This is a genomic window from Flavobacterium sp. 38 (genome assembly GCF_057799715.1).
On sequence record NZ_JBYNWZ010000005.1, the window covers coordinates 252,370 to 268,951 of the forward strand.

Consider the following 16,582-nt stretch of genomic DNA (forward strand, 5'->3'; position numbering starts at 1 on the left):
TACTTCATCTTCAAATCACTGAAATTTTTTTAAAAGAAAAATAATAAATGTTAAAGTTTAAAACCGTATGTCTAAAAATTTCGTTAATAAACTTAAGACCAATGTTATTAACCTTATTAAAAAACCTTTAATTATGAAAAACGAAGTTAAAATTCATGAAGTTGATCCTTCATTGAATAGCAGAAGGAGCTTTCTTAAGCTCAGTGGGTTAACATTAGTAACCACAGGTTTGGTTTTAGCTGGATGCAGCGACAATGATAACGATGATAATAACATGGGCGACACCTCACTTCCTGGAGTTCGAAATGGTGTTTTTGATTTAGGCTCTGGCGATTTTGGAGTTCTTACTTATGCATACGCTCTTGAACAATTGGAAGCTGATTTTTACACCAAAGTTGTAAATGCAAGCAATTTCAATACTGTTTTTAGTTCTTTAGAACGAGAAGTCTTAACCGATTTGTACCATCACGAAGTGGTTCACAGAGATTTCTTTAAAGCTGCTTTGACTGGAGCACTTCCAGATCCAAGCTCACAATTGCTTCCTTCCCTAGCCTTTAATTATGGTTCACTAAATTTTAATAGCCGCACCGAAGTTCTTGCTACTGCAAAAGCATTAGAAGATACGGGAGTAGCTGCCTATAACGGTGCTGGAAAATTAATCAAAACAGCTGATTACTTATTATTAGCAGGAAAAATAGTTTCTGTAGAAGCGCGACATGCGGCGGCTATCAGAAGTTTAATTAATCCGAATTCTAAAGATTTTGCTGGAGATGATATCGTAAACATGTCAACAGGTTTAGATGATGCAAAAGATCCGTCTAAAATTCTGCCAATTGCTGCCGGTTTTATCACTACAAAATTTACAGCTAAATACTTACCTTAATCTAACCAGCTAAAACTTAGAAATTATGAACATTTTAAAATTTATAGAATCCTTTACTGATGATAATTTATTAAATAGCACTGGCTCAAGAAGAGACAGTTTTTCTCAGTTTGGAAACATCGGAAAAAATTTAGCGCTGGCTTCAATCCCTTTCGGACTATCAGCTTTGACTAATAAAGCTTTCGCTAAAGACATAACAGCAACTCCCGCTACGCCAATTGGAGCGCTTCAGTTTGCTTTAACATTAGAATATCTTGAAAACGAGTTTTATGCCATGGCTTTAGATTCTGGCGTAATTCCAGCTTCCGAAAATGGCGGACGCGATTTAAAAGTTTTTCAACAGATTGCTGCACACGAGTCTGATCATGTGAAGTTTTTAATTGCAGGATTGGGTGGAACAGCGAGTCCAAATTTTGTTGCAAAACCTACTTTTGATTTTACAGTTGGAGGCGCATTTAATCCTTTTGGAGATTATCCTACATTTTTAGCTCTCGCTCAAGCTTTTGAAGATACAGGCGTAAGAGCCTATAAAGGACAGGCAGCGAATTTAATCACCACACCCGATTTATTACAAGCCGCATTACAGATACATTCTGTTGAAGCACGCCATGCATCTGAAGTGAGAAGACTTCGAGGTTTAAAAGGCTGGATTTCCAATTCTGATAGAGGCGCAGGAATGCCCGCCGCAACACAAGCCGTTTACGATGGCGAAGGCGTAACCATGCAGGCAGGTTTTAATACTGCAACTGCATTTGGCGCTGCGGCAGGCTCAGAAGCTTATGATGAACCACTTACAACACAACAGGTGGTAGATATTGCCAATATATTTATTGTATAAGCCATTTTTTTTGTATTATTGAACCGTCTTTTTACTTCAGAAGAGACGGTTTTTTTTATGTCCATTTATTTCAAAAACTGAATGCCTGATTTTCAGCGAATAAAATATTCTTTAAGGTATTTGGTTTTAAAATAATTAATTGTACTTTTGCATCCCCTTTATTGGGGATGGAATGTTTAATTAAAATAATATTATGGACGCATTAAGCTACAAAACAGTTTCGGCAAACAAAGGCACTGTAACTAAAGAGTGGATTGTTGTTGACGCTGAAGGTCATAACTTAGGACGTCTTGCATCTAAGGTTGCTATGATCTTAAGAGGTAAGTACAAGCCAAGTTACACACCGCACGTTGACTGTGGAGATAACGTAATTGTTATCAACTCAGAAAAAATTAACCTTACAGGTACAAAATTGAATGACAAAATCTACATGCGTCATACAGGTTACCCAGGAGGACAAAGAACTTTAACTGCTAAAGTATTGCAAGCTAAAAACCCTGCATTATTAGTAGAAAAAGCGGTAAAAGGTATGTTACCTAAAAACAAATTAGGAGCAGAACTTTTCAGAAATCTAAATGTTGTTGTAGGAGCTGAGCACACTCACGGAGCTCAAAAACCTAGAACTGTTAACCTAAATGATCTTAAGTAATGGGAGTTATTCACAAAATCGGTAGAAGAAAAACCGCTGTTGCACGTGTATACGTTTCTGAAGGAACTGGAAACATCACTGTAAACAAAAAAGAATTCGCAACTTACTTTCCAACTGCAACTTTACAATACAAAGTTTTACAACCGCTTTCTATGACAGAAAACGCAAGTAACTTTGACGTAAAAGTAAACGTTTACGGAGGTGGTACAACTGGTCAAGCAGAAGCTGTAAGAATGGCATTAGCACGCGTAATGTGTGAAGTTAACGCTGAAAACAGAGCTATCCTTAAACCAGAAGGTTTATTAACAAGAGACCCAAGAATGGTTGAACGTAAGAAATTCGGTCAGAAGAAAGCTCGTAAGAGATTCCAGTTCTCTAAACGTTAATATTACCTGTCTTGTTCGGATGGGACAAGACATTATCAATTATTTATTGAAATTAAAAAACACAGTTATTGTTGCTCTCCTATCGAGGTAGGATATAGTTTAGCATCTAAATGTATAAAGCCAGAGAAATCGCCATTTATACATTGCTAATCAACAGAACGTAAACTAGTACAAAAATGGCAAACAAAATAGAAGTAAAAGAATTACTAGAAGCAGGTGTTCACTTCGGACACATGACTAGAAAATGGGATCCAAACATGGCTCCTTACATTTATATGGAGCGTAATGGTATTCACATTATCAATCTATATAAAACTGCAGCTAAAATTGAAGAAGCTAATGAAGCTTTGAAAAAAATCGCTGCATCAGGTAGAAAAATCTTATTCGTAGCTACCAAAAAACAAGCTAAAGACATCGTTGCTGATAAAGCAAAAGCTGCAAACATGCCTTACATCACTGAAAGATGGCCAGGTGGAATGCTAACTAACTTCGTAACTATCAGAAAGGCAGTTAAAAAAATGTCTTCTATTGATAAAATGAAGAAAGATGGTACTTTCAACACACTTTCTAAAAAAGAGCGTTTACAAGTTGATCGTCTACGTGCTAAATTGGAGAAAAACTTAGGTTCAATTGCTGATATGTCTAGACTACCTGCAGCATTGTTCGTAGTAGATATCAAAGCTGAACACATCGCAATAAAAGAAGCTCAAAAATTAAACATTCCAGTTTTCGCAATGGTTGATACGAATTCTGACCCAAGAGAGGTTGATTACGTGATTCCTGCAAATGATGATGCTTCTAAATCAATTGACAAAATTTTATCTTTAGTAACTACTGCTGTAATCGAAGGTCTATCTGACAGAGGTGCAGAAAAAGAAGTTGAAGCTGCTGAAGAAGCTCCTGCTGTTGAGGCTGAAGCTGCTCCTGCAACTGAAGAATAAATCAAATTTTAAATTCCAAATTTTAAATTCCAAATTCCAAATACAAAATTAAAAACGTTATGTTGATAATTTAATAAAATTGGAGTTTGGGATTTAGAAGATGGAATTTTTACTTTTAACATTAAAATTCAAAATATTATGGCAACAATTACTGCTGCAGACGTAAATAAATTAAGACAATCTACAGGTGCCGGAATGATGGACTGTAAAAAAGCTTTAGTTGAAGCGGAAGGAGATTTCGATAAAGCGATCCAAATCCTTAGAGAAAAAGGACAAAAAGTTGCTGCTAACCGTTCTGACCGTGAGTCTTCTGAAGGAGCTGCTGTTTCTTTTATCAATGCTGATAACACTAAAGGAGCTATTCTTACTTTAAACTGCGAAACTGACTTCGTAGGTAAAAATGAGGCTTTCGTTACTTTAGCTAAAGATTTAGTTGAAAGAGCTATCAACTTCTCTTCTAAAGAAGATTTCTTAGCTTCTGATTTCAACGGAATTACTGTTGCTGAAAAATTAATCGAGCAAACAGGTGTTATCGGTGAGAAAATCGAAATCGGTGGTTTCGAAATTTTAGAAGGTGCTTTCGTTGGATCTTACGTTCACGTTAACAAAATCGCTGCTTTAACAGCTATTTCTGCTAAAGTTGACAACGCTGAGACTTTAACAAAAGATATCTCTATGCAAGTTGCCTCTATGGGAGCTGACACATTATCTTACAAAGATTTTGATCCTGCTTTCGTTGAATCTGAACTTGCTGCTCGTATTGCTGTAATCGAAAAAGATAATGAAGAAGCTGCACGTTTAGGAAAAACGTTGAAAAATGTTCCTAAATACATCTCTTTCTCTCAATTAACTCCAGAAGTTATCAAACAAGCTGAAGAAGATGCTAAAGCTGAATTAAAAGCTGAAGGTAAACCAGAGCAAATCTGGGACAAAATTCTTCCAGGAAAAGTACAACGTTTCATCTCTGACAACACTACGTTAGATCAAGAGAAAGCGTTACTTGACCAAAACTTCATCAAAGATGATAGTAAAAAAGTAGGTGATTACGTTAAAGGATTCAACGTTGAAATCACTGGTTTCAAAAGAGTTACTTTAGGTTAATATATTATTTTTTCAATATTAAAAAGCCCGAATATTTAGTTATTCGGGCTTTTTTTTATTTCATATTAACTTTCAACCGGAAAATTTCTGGCTCTCATCAAAGCATCAGATTGTGGAGCATGTCCTCTGAAATTTTCATACATCGTTTCATTATCAATAGTATTTCCAACGCTTAAAACTGTTTGATAAAGGCGTTTAGAAACTGTTTTATCAAAAGGTCCGTTTGCTTCTAAAAAAGCTTCGTAAGCATCTGCATTGATTACATCTGCCCATAAATAGCTGTAATATCCTGCTGCATATCCGTCACTTGAAAATATATGTGCAAATTGTGGAATTCTATGTCGCATCACAATTTCTGAAGGCATATTAATTTCGCTTAAAATCTTTTTCTCAAAATCATACGGATCGATTATCTCGGTTGTAAGATGCAGTTTCATATCAACAAACGAACTTGAAATTGTTTCTACAGTTGCAAAACCTTCATTAAAATTAGCTGCTTTTCCTATTCTTTCTACCAATGATTGAGACAAAGGTTCGTTTGTTTTGTAATGAAGGGCAAACTTATTTAGCACTTCAGGAGTTGCTAACCAATGTTCTAATAGTTGTGAAGGAAACTCCACGTAATCTCTGGCTACCGAAGTCCCAGAAAGACTCGGATAAGTAACATTCGAGCACAATCCGTGCAGTGCGTGCCCAAATTCATGAAACAAAGTCGTGGCATCATCCCAAGAAATCAAAGTGGGCTCATTGCTATTTCCTTTTATAAAATTGCAGTTGTTAGACACGATTGGCAATACTTTTCCGTTGATTTTCTGCTGATCGCGATGCGAATTCATCCAAGCTCCAGAACGTTTTCCAATTCGCGCATATGGGTCAAAATACCATAATCCAATTGGTTCTCCTGTATTTTTATTATTTACTTCCCAAACTCTAACATCTTCATGATAAACCGGAACATCAAATAATTGCTTAAAACCTAAATCAAACAATTCGCCCGCTGTCCAAAACATCGATTCACGTAAATTTTCTAACTGCAAATATTGCTTTATTTCGTTCTGATCTAAATCGTATTTTTCTTTTCGCACTTTTTCTGCATAATAACGGTAATCCCAAGGCTGGATTTTAAAGTTCCCTCCTTCTCTATCTACCATTTCCTGCATTGCCAAAACATCATTTTTTACTTTGTCTACAGCAGGTTTCCATACAGAATGCATTAGATCGAGCGTTTTCTGCGGATCCTTTGCCATTTTATTAGACAAACTCCACTCAGCAAAATTAGCAAAGCCCAAAATCTTCGCTTTCTCTGCTCTTAATCTTAAAATAGATACAAGAGTGTCATTTGTATCATTTTCATTCTTATTATCGCCTCTTTTTACAAAAATTTCAAAAGCTTGTTCTCTTAAATTTCTTTTGTTGGAAAAAGTCAAAAAAGGCTCAATTGAAGATCTTGTATTTCCGATACATCCTAAAACACTTAAATTTCTTTCTTTCGCTTCAGCAATCGCAGCATTTTTAAACTCTTCAGGCAAACCATCAAAGTCAGCTTCTGTTTTTAATTCAATATACTGATTATTTTCTTCTGCCAACAATTTTTGACTAAAAGAAGTAAAAAGCGTTGCCAATTCTTGGTTTATTTCGGCAACTTTATCTTTGTCTTCTTTGTTTAACTCCGCTCCTTCTTTAACAAAATCGGTATAATACAGCCAAAGCAAACGTTGCTGCTCCTTCGTTAAATTTTTCTTTTCTTCTGATTTGTATAAGGTTTCAATTCTAGAAAACAACTTCTCATTTTGATACAATTTATCATTAATCTCTGCCAATTTTGGAGACATTTCTGTATCAACACTATTAAATTCTGGGGTACTTAAATTCGATCTGTAAATTCCATAAACAGCATAAATTCTATCTAACTTTTCACCAGAAAGTTCTAAAGCTTTGACAGTATTTTCAAATGTCGGCTCTTCTGGATTATTTGCGATGGCATCAATTTCTTCCAATTTTTCTTTTATTGCAAATTCTATTGCAGGCTTAAAATCGGAAACTTTGTAGGCTGTAAAATCTGGAACTCCTCCATAAGGGCCAGACCATTCTCTTAACAATGGATTATCTAATTCTATTGGTGTTTTCATAACTATACTTTTATTAATTCTGTACAAAAATTGGACTAGCAAAAAATGCAACAGAATCTCAAAATTAACCAATCGAAAGCAAACTTCTAAATCCGTTTCTAAGATTTAAAAGAAATAGTTTATTTTTGAAATATCAATACCAAAAATCAAATGTTTAAAACCAGAAAAGAAATTGTTTTTGTAATTTTATCAGGGATATTTATCACCAATGCCGTTGTCGCTGAGTTAATTGGAGGAAAATTAATCCAAGTTGGACCTTTTGTAATGAGTATCGGAATTTTGCCTTGGCCAATCGTATTTCTAACAACCGATTTGATTAATGAATATTTTGGTGAAAAAGGAGTGAAAAAACTTTCTTTTATAACGGCATGTCTGATTGCTTATGCTTTTATTATCTTGTTTATGGCTATGGTAATTCCGGCCGCAAAAGGAATAAGTCCTGTAAATGATGAGCAATTTCAAGCCGTTTTTGGACAGAGCATGTGGATCATTGTTGGAAGTTTAATCGCTTTTATGGCTTCTCAGCTTATTGATGTTTGGATTTTTTGGTTTTTTAAAAACAGAACCGGCGAAAAGAAAATATGGCTGAGAGCGACGGGTTCTACCGTAATTTCGCAATTATTTGATTCGTTTATTGTTTTGGGAATTGCTTTTTGGCTTCCAGGAAAGATAGACTTTGACACCTTTATATCTTCAGGATTAATAGGATATACTTTTAAATTAGCAATCGCTATTTTACTAACACCAGCGATTTATTTAGGACATCATTTGATTAAAAAATATTTAGACACAGATCCCGCACACAAAAGTTAAAGAATAAAAAAACTAGGTCATGAAAAATAATTACTTCCTTATTTTATTCTCTGTTACCTATTTCTTTGTCAGTTGTGGTGATAATGAAAAAAAACAGCCTAAAAAAATCATTCAGCCTGTTAATAAATTAACACCCGCTGGCGTGAAAATAAATTCTACAATTTCATCAAAAAGCATTACCGCTCCAAAAGAGATCTATTCTAAAAAAACTGTTTCATCAAAAAATCCTTTTGCAATTAAAACTCCGATAGAAGTTAAAACAGTAAATTCTAAAACCGTAAATAATACTGTAAATCAGCCAACTTCTATAAAAAAAGAAGCCAATGACAAATTATTAAGCTTTGTCAATATTCGCAAAATATTAGAAAAATGCAAAATGGGTCAGACCATGACTCAAAAGCAGTTAACAGAGAACTTCGAGATTCCCGAAGAAGCGGTTAAGCTCGTAAAAAGTGTAACTAAAACAGCAGAAAATGAATTGGCTGTAAAATGGCATTCTACTTGGTTTATTGAAAAAGTATCTGACGCAGAGTTGGAAGATGGCAAAATGAAAGTGGTATTTAAAGCCAATAAAATGTACACTTCCGGAAATGCAATTGGCATTAAATACAACAAAAAAATCTACAATAATTTAGTTATAATTGGCAGATCAGCCTATATTCCGAGTGTTAAAGGATATAGCTGGCAAATAGGAAAATAATTACTTTTAAGAAGCTATTACTCAATATTTTAAGAAAAATTTAAGATATTTAAAAGAAAAACCTCATAAATTCTTTCGTTTTTTACAAAAAAGATTTTATTTTCGCCCCATAACATTTAACAAATAAAATCTACCAAAAATGAAAAAACTAAGCATTCTTTTTGTGTCAATTTTGACATTAGGCTTAACTGCCGTTTCTTGCAGCAGCGATGATGATAACAATGGTGGCTCGATTGAGGGAAAATGGGAAATTACCCACCAAGGAGCTGTTTTTAGCGGTCAAGAAATATTACAACCTTATGATAGTGAAGGTTGTGAAATTCCTTCAATGACATTCTCTAATGATGGAAATTTCATCGACATTACATCAGAATATTGGGACTCAAAATGCAGCACTTATGATGAAAATGGTACTTGGAAAAAAGATGGAAACACTTTAACTTTAAAATATAGTGATGAAGAAGTTAAATGGGAAATCTCAGAATTAACCAGTACTACATTAAAAATAAAAATGACATATTCAGAAGGTGGTATATCAGTAAGCGCTATTTCTGTATATAAGAAAAAATAATTTTGATAAATTATAAATTTCCAAAAGCTTCAAACTTCATAGTCTGAAGCTTTTTTTATACATTTAAAATAAAAAAATGGAACCAATAAGATGCGGCTGGTGCTCTGCCAGCGATTTATATAAAAAATATCACGACGAAGAATGGGGAACTCCAGTATATGATGACCCAACAATTTTTGAATTTTTAATTTTAGAAACTTTTCAGGCAGGCTTAAGCTGGATCACGATTTTAAACAAAAGAGAAAACTTTAAAACTGCTTTTGATAATTTTGATTATAAAAAAATTGCGAATTATTCTGAAGAGAAAATCGAAGAGTTAATGCAGGATACTGGAATTATTCGCAATAAATTGAAAATCAATTCCGCTGTTTCAAATGCTCATGCTTTTATGAAAGTTCAAGAAGAATTTGGAACTTTCTCTAAATATATCTGGAAATTTACTGACGGAAAGCCAATTGACAACAAACCAAAAACTTTAAAAGATGTTCCTGCAACAACTCCAATTTCTGATGCTATCAGCAAAGATTTAAAGAAACGCGGATTTAAATTTGTTGGCTCAACGGTTATTTATGCTCACATGCAGGCAACTGGAATGGTCAATGATCATATAGAAGATTGCTTTACGCGAAAGAAATAACTGTCTCAGTTTTCAGTGTTTTCATTTTTTTTGAACTTGAAAACCTTAAACTTGAAACTTTAAACAAAAATTACATATATTTGCTTCACACTTTAGGGGTGTCTGCATCATGCAGGCTGAGATTTTACCCTCTGAACCTGATCTAGTTCATACTAGCGTAGGGAAAAGTAAGATGACTTCTATGCGCGCGCCTGCGTGTATTTTGTAGCCATTCCTATTGTGTAACTATACACTAAACTCAAAAAGGAATGGAACTTAAAATCAATCAACAAACCAAAAAATTCAATGCTGAATCGCTAAGCGTTCAATCATTGCTCGATCTCGAAATTCCGCTCAAACAAAACGGAATCGCTGTTGCTGTCAACAATACTGTTGTTCCAAAAACCAAATGGAACGAATACCTCCTACACGAAACTGACGATATTTTGATTATTTCTGCTACGCAGGGAGGTTAATTTTTAAAATTCAAAATTTTTAAATCCCAAATTCCAATTTGCCAATCATACGTAGATGTACTGCAGTGCGTCTCTACGCAAAAACGTTGTGAATAAACACAATCAGAATCAACTTGAAACTTTAAACTTCAAACCTGAAACAAAAACTATGAAAGAAGAACAAATATCCAGAACCCCGTTTCCGAATTCTAAAAAAGTATATATCGACGGAGAAATTCATCCGATAAAAGTGGCAATGCGCGAAATTACTTTGAGTGACACCAAACTTTCTAATGGCGGAATTGAGAAAAATCCTCCCGTAACTGTTTATGATACTTCGGGTGCTTACACTGATCCAAATATTGCTATCGACATTAGAAAAGGGTTGCCACGCTTACGCGAAAAATGGATTTTGGATCGAAATGATGTCGAAATCTTAGAAGAAATAACTTCAGATTACGGTCAAAGTAGACTGAAAGATGAAAGCTTAGATCATCTTCGATTCGAATATTTGCATCAGCCAAAACGTGCTAAAAAAGGCGTAAACGTAACCCAATTATATTACGCCAAACAAGGCATTATTACTCCCGAAATGGAATATATTGCCATTCGCGAGAACCAACGTATCGAACTTTTAAATGAGCAGACTGAAGCGATGCGCTGTCAGCATCATGGCCATAGTTTTGGAGCCAACACTCCAAAAAGCAAAATTACTCCAGAATTTGTGCGCTCCGAAGTCGCTTGCGGAAGAGCCATTATTCCAAATAATATCAATCACCCAGAAAGCGAACCAATGATTGTGGGACGTAATTTCTTGGTAAAAATAAACGCTAATATTGGAAACAGCGCTGTGACTTCGAGCATCGAAGAAGAGGTAGAAAAAGCTGTTTGGGCTTGCCGCTGGGGAGCTGACACTATTATGGATCTTTCGACAGGAAAAAACATTCACGAAACCAGAGAATGGATTATCCGCAACTCCCCTGTTCCAATTGGAACCGTTCCTATTTATCAGGCATTAGAAAAAGTAAAAGGAATTGCTGAGGATTTAACTTGGGAAATTTTCCGTGATACATTGATCGAACAGGCAGAACAAGGCGTTTCGTATTTCACGATTCACGCTGGAGTTTTATTGCGTTATATTCATTTAACTGCCAATCGTGTTACTGGAATTGTCTCTCGTGGAGGATCTATCATGGCAAAATGGTGTCTATTCCATCATAAAGAAAATTTCCTCTACACGCATTTTGAAGAAATCTGCGAAATCATGAAACAATATGACGTAGCGTTTTCTCTTGGAGATGGCTTGCGTCCAGGTTCTATTGCCGATGCCAATGACGCTGCACAATTTGCTGAATTGGAAACTTTGGGCGAATTGACAAAAATTGCTTGGAAACACGATGTTCAAGTTTTTATTGAAGGTCCAGGACACGTTCCAATGCACATGATCAAAGAAAATATGGACAAGCAATTGGAACATTGTCACGAAGCTCCTTTTTATACTCTTGGTCCATTAACTACAGATATTGCACCAGGTTACGATCATATTACTTCTGCAATTGGAGCTGCTATGATTGGCTGGTACGGCTGTGCGATGCTTTGTTATGTAACGCCAAAAGAACATTTAGGCTTACCGAATAAAAAAGACGTAAAAGACGGTGTGATTACGTATAAAATTTCTGCTCATGCTGCCGATTTGGCTAAAGGCCATCCAGGTGCACAATATCGTGATAATGCGTTGAGTAAAGCGCGTTTTGAATTTCGTTGGGAAGATCAATTCAATTTGGCTTTAGATCCAGATACAGCAAGAGAATTTCACGATGAAACCCTTCCTGCAGATGGCGCAAAAGTGGCGCATTTCTGTTCAATGTGTGGGCCAAAATTCTGTTCGATGAAAATATCTCAGGAAATACGAGATGTAGCCGCTGCCGAAAAAGGAATGCAGGAGAAATCGGAAGAGTTTATTGAGCAGGGGAAAGAGATTTATATTTAAGAAGAGGATAGAAAAAAGAGTAAAGAATAAAGATCTCCTGAATCTGTGAAATCTGCGGGAGAAGAAAAAACAATTCGAATGATTTTAATCTCAAATCCAATTGCGGTAAAAAATGAAATTAATTTAATCACTTCCTTTTTTGAAGAAGGATTGCCATTGCTTCATATTCGCAAACCTTATTTTTCATCTTTAGAAATGACTCAGTTCCTCCATCAGATGAAATTAGAATTTCGAGATAAAATGGTTCTGCATAATCATCATGAATTAGCTGAAGATTTTGGCATTGACAGATTTCATTTTTCTGAAAAAGAAAGAAATCAATCTAGCAGCTCTCCTGCAAGGTTTTCAAAACCTTGTAGGTATTCAACATCAACGCATTCTATAGAAGATTTTAACTCTCTAGAAAATTTTGATTACGCCTTTTTAAGTCCCGTTTTTAAAAGCATTTCAAAAGAAAATTATTCTCCAGAGAAAGATCTTTTCGAAGAAATAAAATCAAGAACAAATCATGAAACAAAAATGATTGCTTTAGGTGGAATTGATTCAGAAAACATTCAAGAAGTTTTAGAAAAAGGCTTTGATGATTTCGCTCTTTTAGGAAGTATTTGGAAAAATGAAAATCCATTAAAACAATTTAAATTATGTCAGCAAATCGCCCTTTCGCACTCACAATCGCAGGTTTAGATCCTTCAGGCGGTGCCGGAATTTTGGCTGATATCAAAACATTTGAACAGCACAAAGTAACTGGTTTTGCTATTTCGACAGCGAATACCATTCAGACTGAAAATCAATTTTATGAAATTCAGTGGACCGATTTGAGTTTTGTAATCCGTTCGATTGAAACAATGTTTTTGAATTATAAAATCAGTGTTGTCAAAATTGGAATTGTTTCTTCTTTAAATGACTTGAACCAAATTGTTTCGACTGTAAAACAGCTTTCTCATTTGACGAAAATTGTCTGGGATCCTGTTCATAAATCCACAACAAAATTTGAATTTATGACTATTGAAGATCGTTTAGATTTAAGCAAAATACTTTCTAAAATCGATTTGATAACACCCAATTATCATGAAATGAAAATTCTTTTTCCAGACTTTATATTAAAGGAAAATCAATTTCCTACGAATATTCTTTTGAAAGGCGGACATACCGAAAAAGCTATTGGTACAGATCGTTTATTTCTAAAGGATGAAATTTTAGAATTACTTCCTTCAGATAAAAAATGCTATGAAAAACACGGTTCAGGCTGTGTGCTTTCTTCCGCTATTGCTTCCAATTTGGCTTTAAACCAATCGATAAAAGAGGCTTGCAAAAATGCTAAAATCTATATCGAAAATTACCTGAGTTCAACATCAACTTTAATCGGATATCATTATGTATAGCAAACTTCAATATATCTCGCAAGGCGAAACTATAGAAAAACAATTATCCAACATTCATCAGGCGCTTGATTCGGGCTGCAACTGGGTGCAAATGCGATTTAAAAACCAGACACAAAAAGAAACTTTTCTTTTAGCGGAAGCGATAAAACCTTTATGCGAAAAATACGCTGCCCATTTTATTGTAAATGATGATTTAAATCTTACTAAAGAAATAGATGCTGACGGCGTTCATTTAGGTTTAACCGATACTAAAATTAATGAAGCGAGAGCTTTTTTAGGAACTTCAAAAGTAATTGGAGGAACCGCAAACACCTTTGAAGATATTCAAAATCACGTTAAAGATGGCTGTGATTATATTGGTTTAGGGCCTTTCCGTTTTACAGCTACGAAAGAAAAATTAAGTCCGATTCTGGGATTGTCGGGCTACTTTGACATTCTGCAAAAATTAAAAAAAAATAAAATCGAAATTCCTGTTTATGCCATTGGAGGCATCACATTACGAGATGTTAGTCCGCTAATGGAAACTGGGATTCACGGAATTGCCATTTCTGGAATCATTACCGAAAGTGATGAAAAGGAAAAATTAATTCAACAATTAAATGAAAAATTATATGCAAAAATCATTGTTTAATATCGGAGATAAAGCTTTTAAGTCACGTTTGTTTCTTGGAACGGGAAAATTTGGTTCGAATGAAGAAATGGAAAATGCCATTTTAGCTTCAGAAAGCGAATTGGTTACCGTTGCTCTCAAACGCATTGATCTTGAAACGGATACTGATACTATTTTATCGCATTTAAAACATCCAAATATCAATTTATTACCCAATACTTCAGGTGCAAGAAATGCTAAAGAAGCTGTTTTTGCTGCACAATTGGCACGTGAAGCTTTAGAAACGAATTGGGTAAAACTGGAAATTCATCCTGATCCAAAATATTTAATGCCCGATCCGATTGAAACGTTAAAAGCAACAGAAGAACTGGCGAAACTTGGTTTTATTGTTCTGCCCTACATTCATGCCGATCCTGTTTTATGCAAACATTTAGAAAGCGCTGGAACTGCTGCGGTAATGCCTTTGGGTTCGCCTATCGGCAGTAATAAAGGCTTAAAAACGATTGATTTCTTAGAAATTATAATCGAACAAAGCACTGTTCCTGTTATTGTCGATGCTGGAATTGGCGCACCTTCTGATGCCGCAAAAGCCATAGAAATTGGCGCCGACGCTGTTTTGGTGAATACTGCAATTGCTGTTGCTGGAAATCCGAAATTAATGGCGGAGGCTTTTAAGGAAGCAGTTATTGCAGGAAGAAAGGCTTTTGAAGCGAAAGTTGCCAATCAGCAAAATTATGCTTCAGCTTCTAGTCCTTTGACTTCTTTTCTTTACGATTAGTTTTTTTGTTTCACGCAGATTTTACAGATTAAAGCAGATTTGATTTGATTTTTTTAATTTCTGCAGATACTCAAAAATGAGTGTGAAACGAAATCTAATAAAAAGAAAGAAAATTCTTTAATTTTGTTTCAATTAAAAATTAAGGAATTATGACCGAGAATGAATTATCGTATTTGATAAGGGGAGCCATTTTTAAAGTTTATAATAATCTAGGGCCAGGATTATTTGAATCTGTATATGAAAGCGCTTTGTTTTATGAATTAGAAAAATTAGATCTCAAAATTCAAAAGCAAGTTGAAGTAATACTTCCATATGAAGGGATAACATTAGACCCTGCTTTTAGAATTGACATTTTAGTAGAAGATAAAGTGATAATAGAATTAAAATCTGTAGAAGATTTAGCTCCGATTCATTATAAACAAGTTGCGACATATTTAAGACTAACAAAGAAAAAATTAGGTTTGCTCGTAAATTTCAATACAACAAACATCCTTGATGATATAAAAAGAATAGCAAATAAAATCTAGTTAGATCAAAAAAAATAAAAATCTAAATAATCCGCTTAAATCTGCAAAATCTGCGTGAAACCAAAAAATGAAAACATTCAAATCTATTTTTGAGCAATATAACTGGGATGAAATCCAATCCAGAATATACAAAACCACATCAAAAGATGTCGAGCGTACTTTGACCAAAACCAAATACAATCTCGATGATTTTTTGATTTTGATTTCTCCTATTGCTCAAAATTATCTGGAGCAAATGGCACAAAAATGCCATGAAATCACCAAGAAGCGTTTCGGGAAAACGATTCAGATGTATGCACCGCTTTACTTGAGCAACGAATGCCAAAATATCTGCACCTATTGCGGATTTAGTTTAGACAATAAAATCAAAAGAAAAACACTTTCTGACGCTGAAATAAAACTCGAAGTTGAAGCTTTGAAAAAAACAGGTTTTGACCATGTTTTACTAGTTACAGGCGAAGCGAATTATACGGTAAATATTAATTATTTTCTGAATGCGATTAATTTAATTAAAGAAGATTTTTCGATTATTTCAGTTGAAGTTCAGCCACTTTCTACAGAAGATTATGAACGTTTGCATGACGTTGGAGTTTATTCTGTTTTGGTTTATCAGGAAACCTATCATCAAGAAGTGTATAAAAAGTATCATACGAAAGGCAAAAAATCAAATTTCGATTACCGACTCGAAACTCCTGATCGAATAGGAACTGCGGGAATTCATAAAATTGGCTTGGGTGTTTTATTAGGTTTAGAAGACTGGCGAACAGACAGCTTTTTTAACGCGTTGCATCTCGATTATTTGCAGAAAAAATACTGGCAAACCAAATATTCGGTTTCTTTTCCGCGCCTGCGACCTGCAGAAGGCATTATCGAACCCAATTTTATTATGGATGATAAACATTTGACACAGTTAATCTGCGCTTACAGATTGTGGAATGAAGATTTAGAGATTTCAATTTCGACTCGTGAAAACGAGAAATTCAGAAACAACATAATTCCGATTGGTGTTACGAGTATGAGTGCAGGTTCCAAAACCAATCCTGGCGGTTATGTGGTAGATCCGCAGTCTTTGGAGCAATTCGAAATCAGCGATGAACGTTCTGCTGAGGAAATTTCAAAAATTATAAAAAATGCAGGCTACGAACCGGTTTGGAAAGATTGGGACAAAAGCTTTAGTTAAATTCCAAAAAAAATAAAATTCCAAATTCCAAAC

Annotated in this window: 19 protein-coding genes and 1 riboswitch; of the genes, 18 read left to right on the top strand and 1 reads right to left on the bottom strand. The window is 34.8% G+C overall.

Features of this window, described 5'->3' with window-relative positions; all coding sequences use genetic code 11:
* Positions 1–133 precede the first annotated feature (133 nt).
* From AC3E9W_RS14740 to tsf, 6 genes are all read left to right on the top strand, one after another.
* Positions 134–883 (top strand): ferritin-like domain-containing protein, encoded by a 750-nt coding sequence (locus AC3E9W_RS14740; RefSeq protein WP_306155922.1) that lies wholly within the window; start codon positions 134–136, stop codon positions 881–883.
* Positions 884–908: 25 nt separating this feature from the next.
* Positions 909–1,721, top strand: a complete 813-nt coding sequence (locus AC3E9W_RS14745; RefSeq protein WP_306155921.1) for a ferritin-like domain-containing protein — start codon at positions 909–911, stop codon at positions 1,719–1,721.
* A 193-nt stretch (positions 1,722–1,914) separates the two neighbouring features.
* Complete coding sequence (rplM, locus tag AC3E9W_RS14750) at positions 1,915–2,370, top strand: 50S ribosomal protein L13 (protein WP_125722248.1); 456 nt, start codon at positions 1,915–1,917, stop codon at positions 2,368–2,370.
* Positions 2,370–2,756: a 30S ribosomal protein S9 gene (rpsI, locus tag AC3E9W_RS14755; protein ID WP_008466792.1), complete on the top strand. Its 387-nt coding sequence runs from the start codon at positions 2,370–2,372 to the stop codon at positions 2,754–2,756. The genes rplM and rpsI overlap by 1 nt, the downstream gene beginning before the upstream one ends.
* 176 nt (positions 2,757–2,932) lie before the next feature.
* Complete coding sequence (rpsB, locus tag AC3E9W_RS14760; protein WP_095927954.1) at positions 2,933–3,697, top strand: 30S ribosomal protein S2; 765 nt, start codon at positions 2,933–2,935, stop codon at positions 3,695–3,697.
* A 138-nt stretch (positions 3,698–3,835) separates the two neighbouring features.
* Positions 3,836–4,798: a translation elongation factor Ts gene (tsf, locus tag AC3E9W_RS14765; RefSeq protein WP_306155920.1), complete on the top strand. Its 963-nt coding sequence runs from the start codon at positions 3,836–3,838 to the stop codon at positions 4,796–4,798.
* 65 nt (positions 4,799–4,863) lie between these two features.
* Here tsf and AC3E9W_RS14770 read toward each other — a convergent pair whose 3' ends face one another.
* The gene (locus AC3E9W_RS14770; RefSeq protein ID WP_488768917.1) at positions 4,864–6,927 is read right to left on the bottom strand and encodes a M3 family metallopeptidase; all 2,064 of its coding nucleotides are present in this window, start codon (positions 6,925–6,927) and stop codon (positions 4,864–4,866) included.
* Positions 6,928–7,077: 150 nt separating this feature from the next.
* On the opposite strand from AC3E9W_RS14770, the gene AC3E9W_RS14775 reads away from it, so the two are divergent.
* The 12 genes from AC3E9W_RS14775 to thiH all read left to right on the top strand — a co-directional run bounded on the left by AC3E9W_RS14775 (position 7,078) and on the right by thiH (position 16,549).
* Positions 7,078–7,740, top strand: a complete 663-nt coding sequence (locus tag AC3E9W_RS14775) for a queuosine precursor transporter (protein WP_488768918.1) — start codon at positions 7,078–7,080, stop codon at positions 7,738–7,740.
* A gap of 19 nt (positions 7,741–7,759) precedes the next feature.
* Positions 7,760–8,440, top strand: coding sequence for a hypothetical protein (locus AC3E9W_RS14780; protein WP_488768919.1), 681 nt, complete (start codon positions 7,760–7,762; stop codon positions 8,438–8,440).
* A gap of 139 nt (positions 8,441–8,579) precedes the next feature.
* A complete protein-coding gene (locus AC3E9W_RS14785; protein WP_488768920.1) occupies positions 8,580–9,011 on the top strand; it encodes a lipocalin-like domain-containing protein in 432 nt (143 codons plus the stop codon).
* 76 nt (positions 9,012–9,087) lie between these two features.
* Positions 9,088–9,648 (top strand): DNA-3-methyladenine glycosylase I, encoded by a 561-nt coding sequence (locus AC3E9W_RS14790; protein WP_488768921.1) that lies wholly within the window; start codon positions 9,088–9,090, stop codon positions 9,646–9,648.
* Between the two features lie 84 nt (positions 9,649–9,732).
* Positions 9,733–9,829, top strand: a riboswitch (TPP riboswitch).
* 67 nt (positions 9,830–9,896) lie between these two features.
* Positions 9,897–10,103 (top strand): sulfur carrier protein ThiS, encoded by a 207-nt coding sequence (thiS, locus tag AC3E9W_RS14795; RefSeq protein ID WP_456890685.1) that lies wholly within the window; start codon positions 9,897–9,899, stop codon positions 10,101–10,103.
* A gap of 148 nt (positions 10,104–10,251) precedes the next feature.
* Positions 10,252–12,072 carry a phosphomethylpyrimidine synthase ThiC gene (gene thiC / locus AC3E9W_RS14800; RefSeq protein ID WP_488768922.1) on the top strand — a complete coding sequence of 607 codons (1,821 nt, stop codon included), beginning with the start codon at positions 10,252–10,254 and terminating at the stop codon, positions 12,070–12,072.
* Positions 12,073–12,150: 78 nt separating this feature from the next.
* Positions 12,151–12,756: a thiamine phosphate synthase gene (locus AC3E9W_RS14805; RefSeq protein WP_488768923.1), complete on the top strand. Its 606-nt coding sequence runs from the start codon at positions 12,151–12,153 to the stop codon at positions 12,754–12,756.
* Entirely contained in the window at positions 12,714–13,454 is a 741-nt protein-coding gene (locus AC3E9W_RS14810) for a hydroxymethylpyrimidine/phosphomethylpyrimidine kinase (RefSeq protein ID WP_488768924.1), read from the top strand. Before AC3E9W_RS14805 ends, AC3E9W_RS14810 begins: the two co-directional genes overlap by 43 nt.
* Positions 13,447–14,085 carry a thiamine phosphate synthase gene (locus AC3E9W_RS14815; protein ID WP_488768925.1) on the top strand — a complete coding sequence of 213 codons (639 nt, stop codon included), beginning with the start codon at positions 13,447–13,449 and terminating at the stop codon, positions 14,083–14,085. Before AC3E9W_RS14810 ends, AC3E9W_RS14815 begins: the two co-directional genes overlap by 8 nt.
* A complete protein-coding gene (locus tag AC3E9W_RS14820; RefSeq protein WP_488768926.1) occupies positions 14,066–14,842 on the top strand; it encodes a thiazole synthase in 777 nt (258 codons plus the stop codon). The genes AC3E9W_RS14815 and AC3E9W_RS14820 overlap by 20 nt, the downstream gene beginning before the upstream one ends.
* Positions 14,843–14,991: 149 nt before the next feature.
* Positions 14,992–15,369, top strand: a complete 378-nt coding sequence (locus AC3E9W_RS14825; RefSeq protein WP_488768927.1) for a GxxExxY protein — start codon at positions 14,992–14,994, stop codon at positions 15,367–15,369.
* Between the two features lie 67 nt (positions 15,370–15,436).
* The gene (gene thiH / locus AC3E9W_RS14830) at positions 15,437–16,549 is read left to right on the top strand and encodes a 2-iminoacetate synthase ThiH (RefSeq protein ID WP_488768928.1); all 1,113 of its coding nucleotides are present in this window, start codon (positions 15,437–15,439) and stop codon (positions 16,547–16,549) included.
* Positions 16,550–16,582 lie beyond the last annotated feature (33 nt).

Excerpts from the sequence above, each read along its gene's own strand:
- AC3E9W_RS14740 (WP_306155922.1), top strand. The coding sequence starts at position 134 with ATGAAAAACGAAGTTAAAATTCATGAAGTTGATCCTTCATTGAATAGC.
- AC3E9W_RS14775 (WP_488768918.1), top strand. The coding sequence starts at position 7,078 with ATGTTTAAAACCAGAAAAGAAATTGTTTTTGTAATTTTATCAGGGATA.
- AC3E9W_RS14770 (WP_488768917.1), bottom strand. The coding sequence starts at position 6,927 with ATGAAAACACCAATAGAATTAGATAATCCATTGTTAAGAGAATGGTCT.
- AC3E9W_RS14805 (WP_488768923.1), top strand. The coding sequence starts at position 12,151 with ATGATTTTAATCTCAAATCCAATTGCGGTAAAAAATGAAATTAATTTA.
- AC3E9W_RS14745 (WP_306155921.1), top strand. The coding sequence starts at position 909 with ATGAACATTTTAAAATTTATAGAATCCTTTACTGATGATAATTTATTA.
- tsf (WP_306155920.1), top strand. The coding sequence starts at position 3,836 with ATGGCAACAATTACTGCTGCAGACGTAAATAAATTAAGACAATCTACA.
- rpsB (WP_095927954.1), top strand. The coding sequence starts at position 2,933 with ATGGCAAACAAAATAGAAGTAAAAGAATTACTAGAAGCAGGTGTTCAC.
- thiC (WP_488768922.1), top strand. The coding sequence starts at position 10,252 with ATGAAAGAAGAACAAATATCCAGAACCCCGTTTCCGAATTCTAAAAAA.
- AC3E9W_RS14785 (WP_488768920.1), top strand. The coding sequence starts at position 8,580 with ATGAAAAAACTAAGCATTCTTTTTGTGTCAATTTTGACATTAGGCTTA.
- AC3E9W_RS14810 (WP_488768924.1), top strand. The coding sequence starts at position 12,714 with ATGTCAGCAAATCGCCCTTTCGCACTCACAATCGCAGGTTTAGATCCT.
- AC3E9W_RS14825 (WP_488768927.1), top strand. The coding sequence starts at position 14,992 with ATGACCGAGAATGAATTATCGTATTTGATAAGGGGAGCCATTTTTAAA.
- AC3E9W_RS14790 (WP_488768921.1), top strand. The coding sequence starts at position 9,088 with ATGGAACCAATAAGATGCGGCTGGTGCTCTGCCAGCGATTTATATAAA.
- AC3E9W_RS14815 (WP_488768925.1), top strand. The coding sequence starts at position 13,447 with ATGTATAGCAAACTTCAATATATCTCGCAAGGCGAAACTATAGAAAAA.
- thiH (WP_488768928.1), top strand. The coding sequence starts at position 15,437 with ATGAAAACATTCAAATCTATTTTTGAGCAATATAACTGGGATGAAATC.
- rplM (WP_125722248.1), top strand. The coding sequence starts at position 1,915 with ATGGACGCATTAAGCTACAAAACAGTTTCGGCAAACAAAGGCACTGTA.
- rpsI (WP_008466792.1), top strand. The coding sequence starts at position 2,370 with ATGGGAGTTATTCACAAAATCGGTAGAAGAAAAACCGCTGTTGCACGT.
- AC3E9W_RS14780 (WP_488768919.1), top strand. The coding sequence starts at position 7,760 with ATGAAAAATAATTACTTCCTTATTTTATTCTCTGTTACCTATTTCTTT.
- AC3E9W_RS14820 (WP_488768926.1), top strand. The coding sequence starts at position 14,066 with ATGCAAAAATCATTGTTTAATATCGGAGATAAAGCTTTTAAGTCACGT.
- thiS (WP_456890685.1), top strand. The coding sequence starts at position 9,897 with ATGGAACTTAAAATCAATCAACAAACCAAAAAATTCAATGCTGAATCG.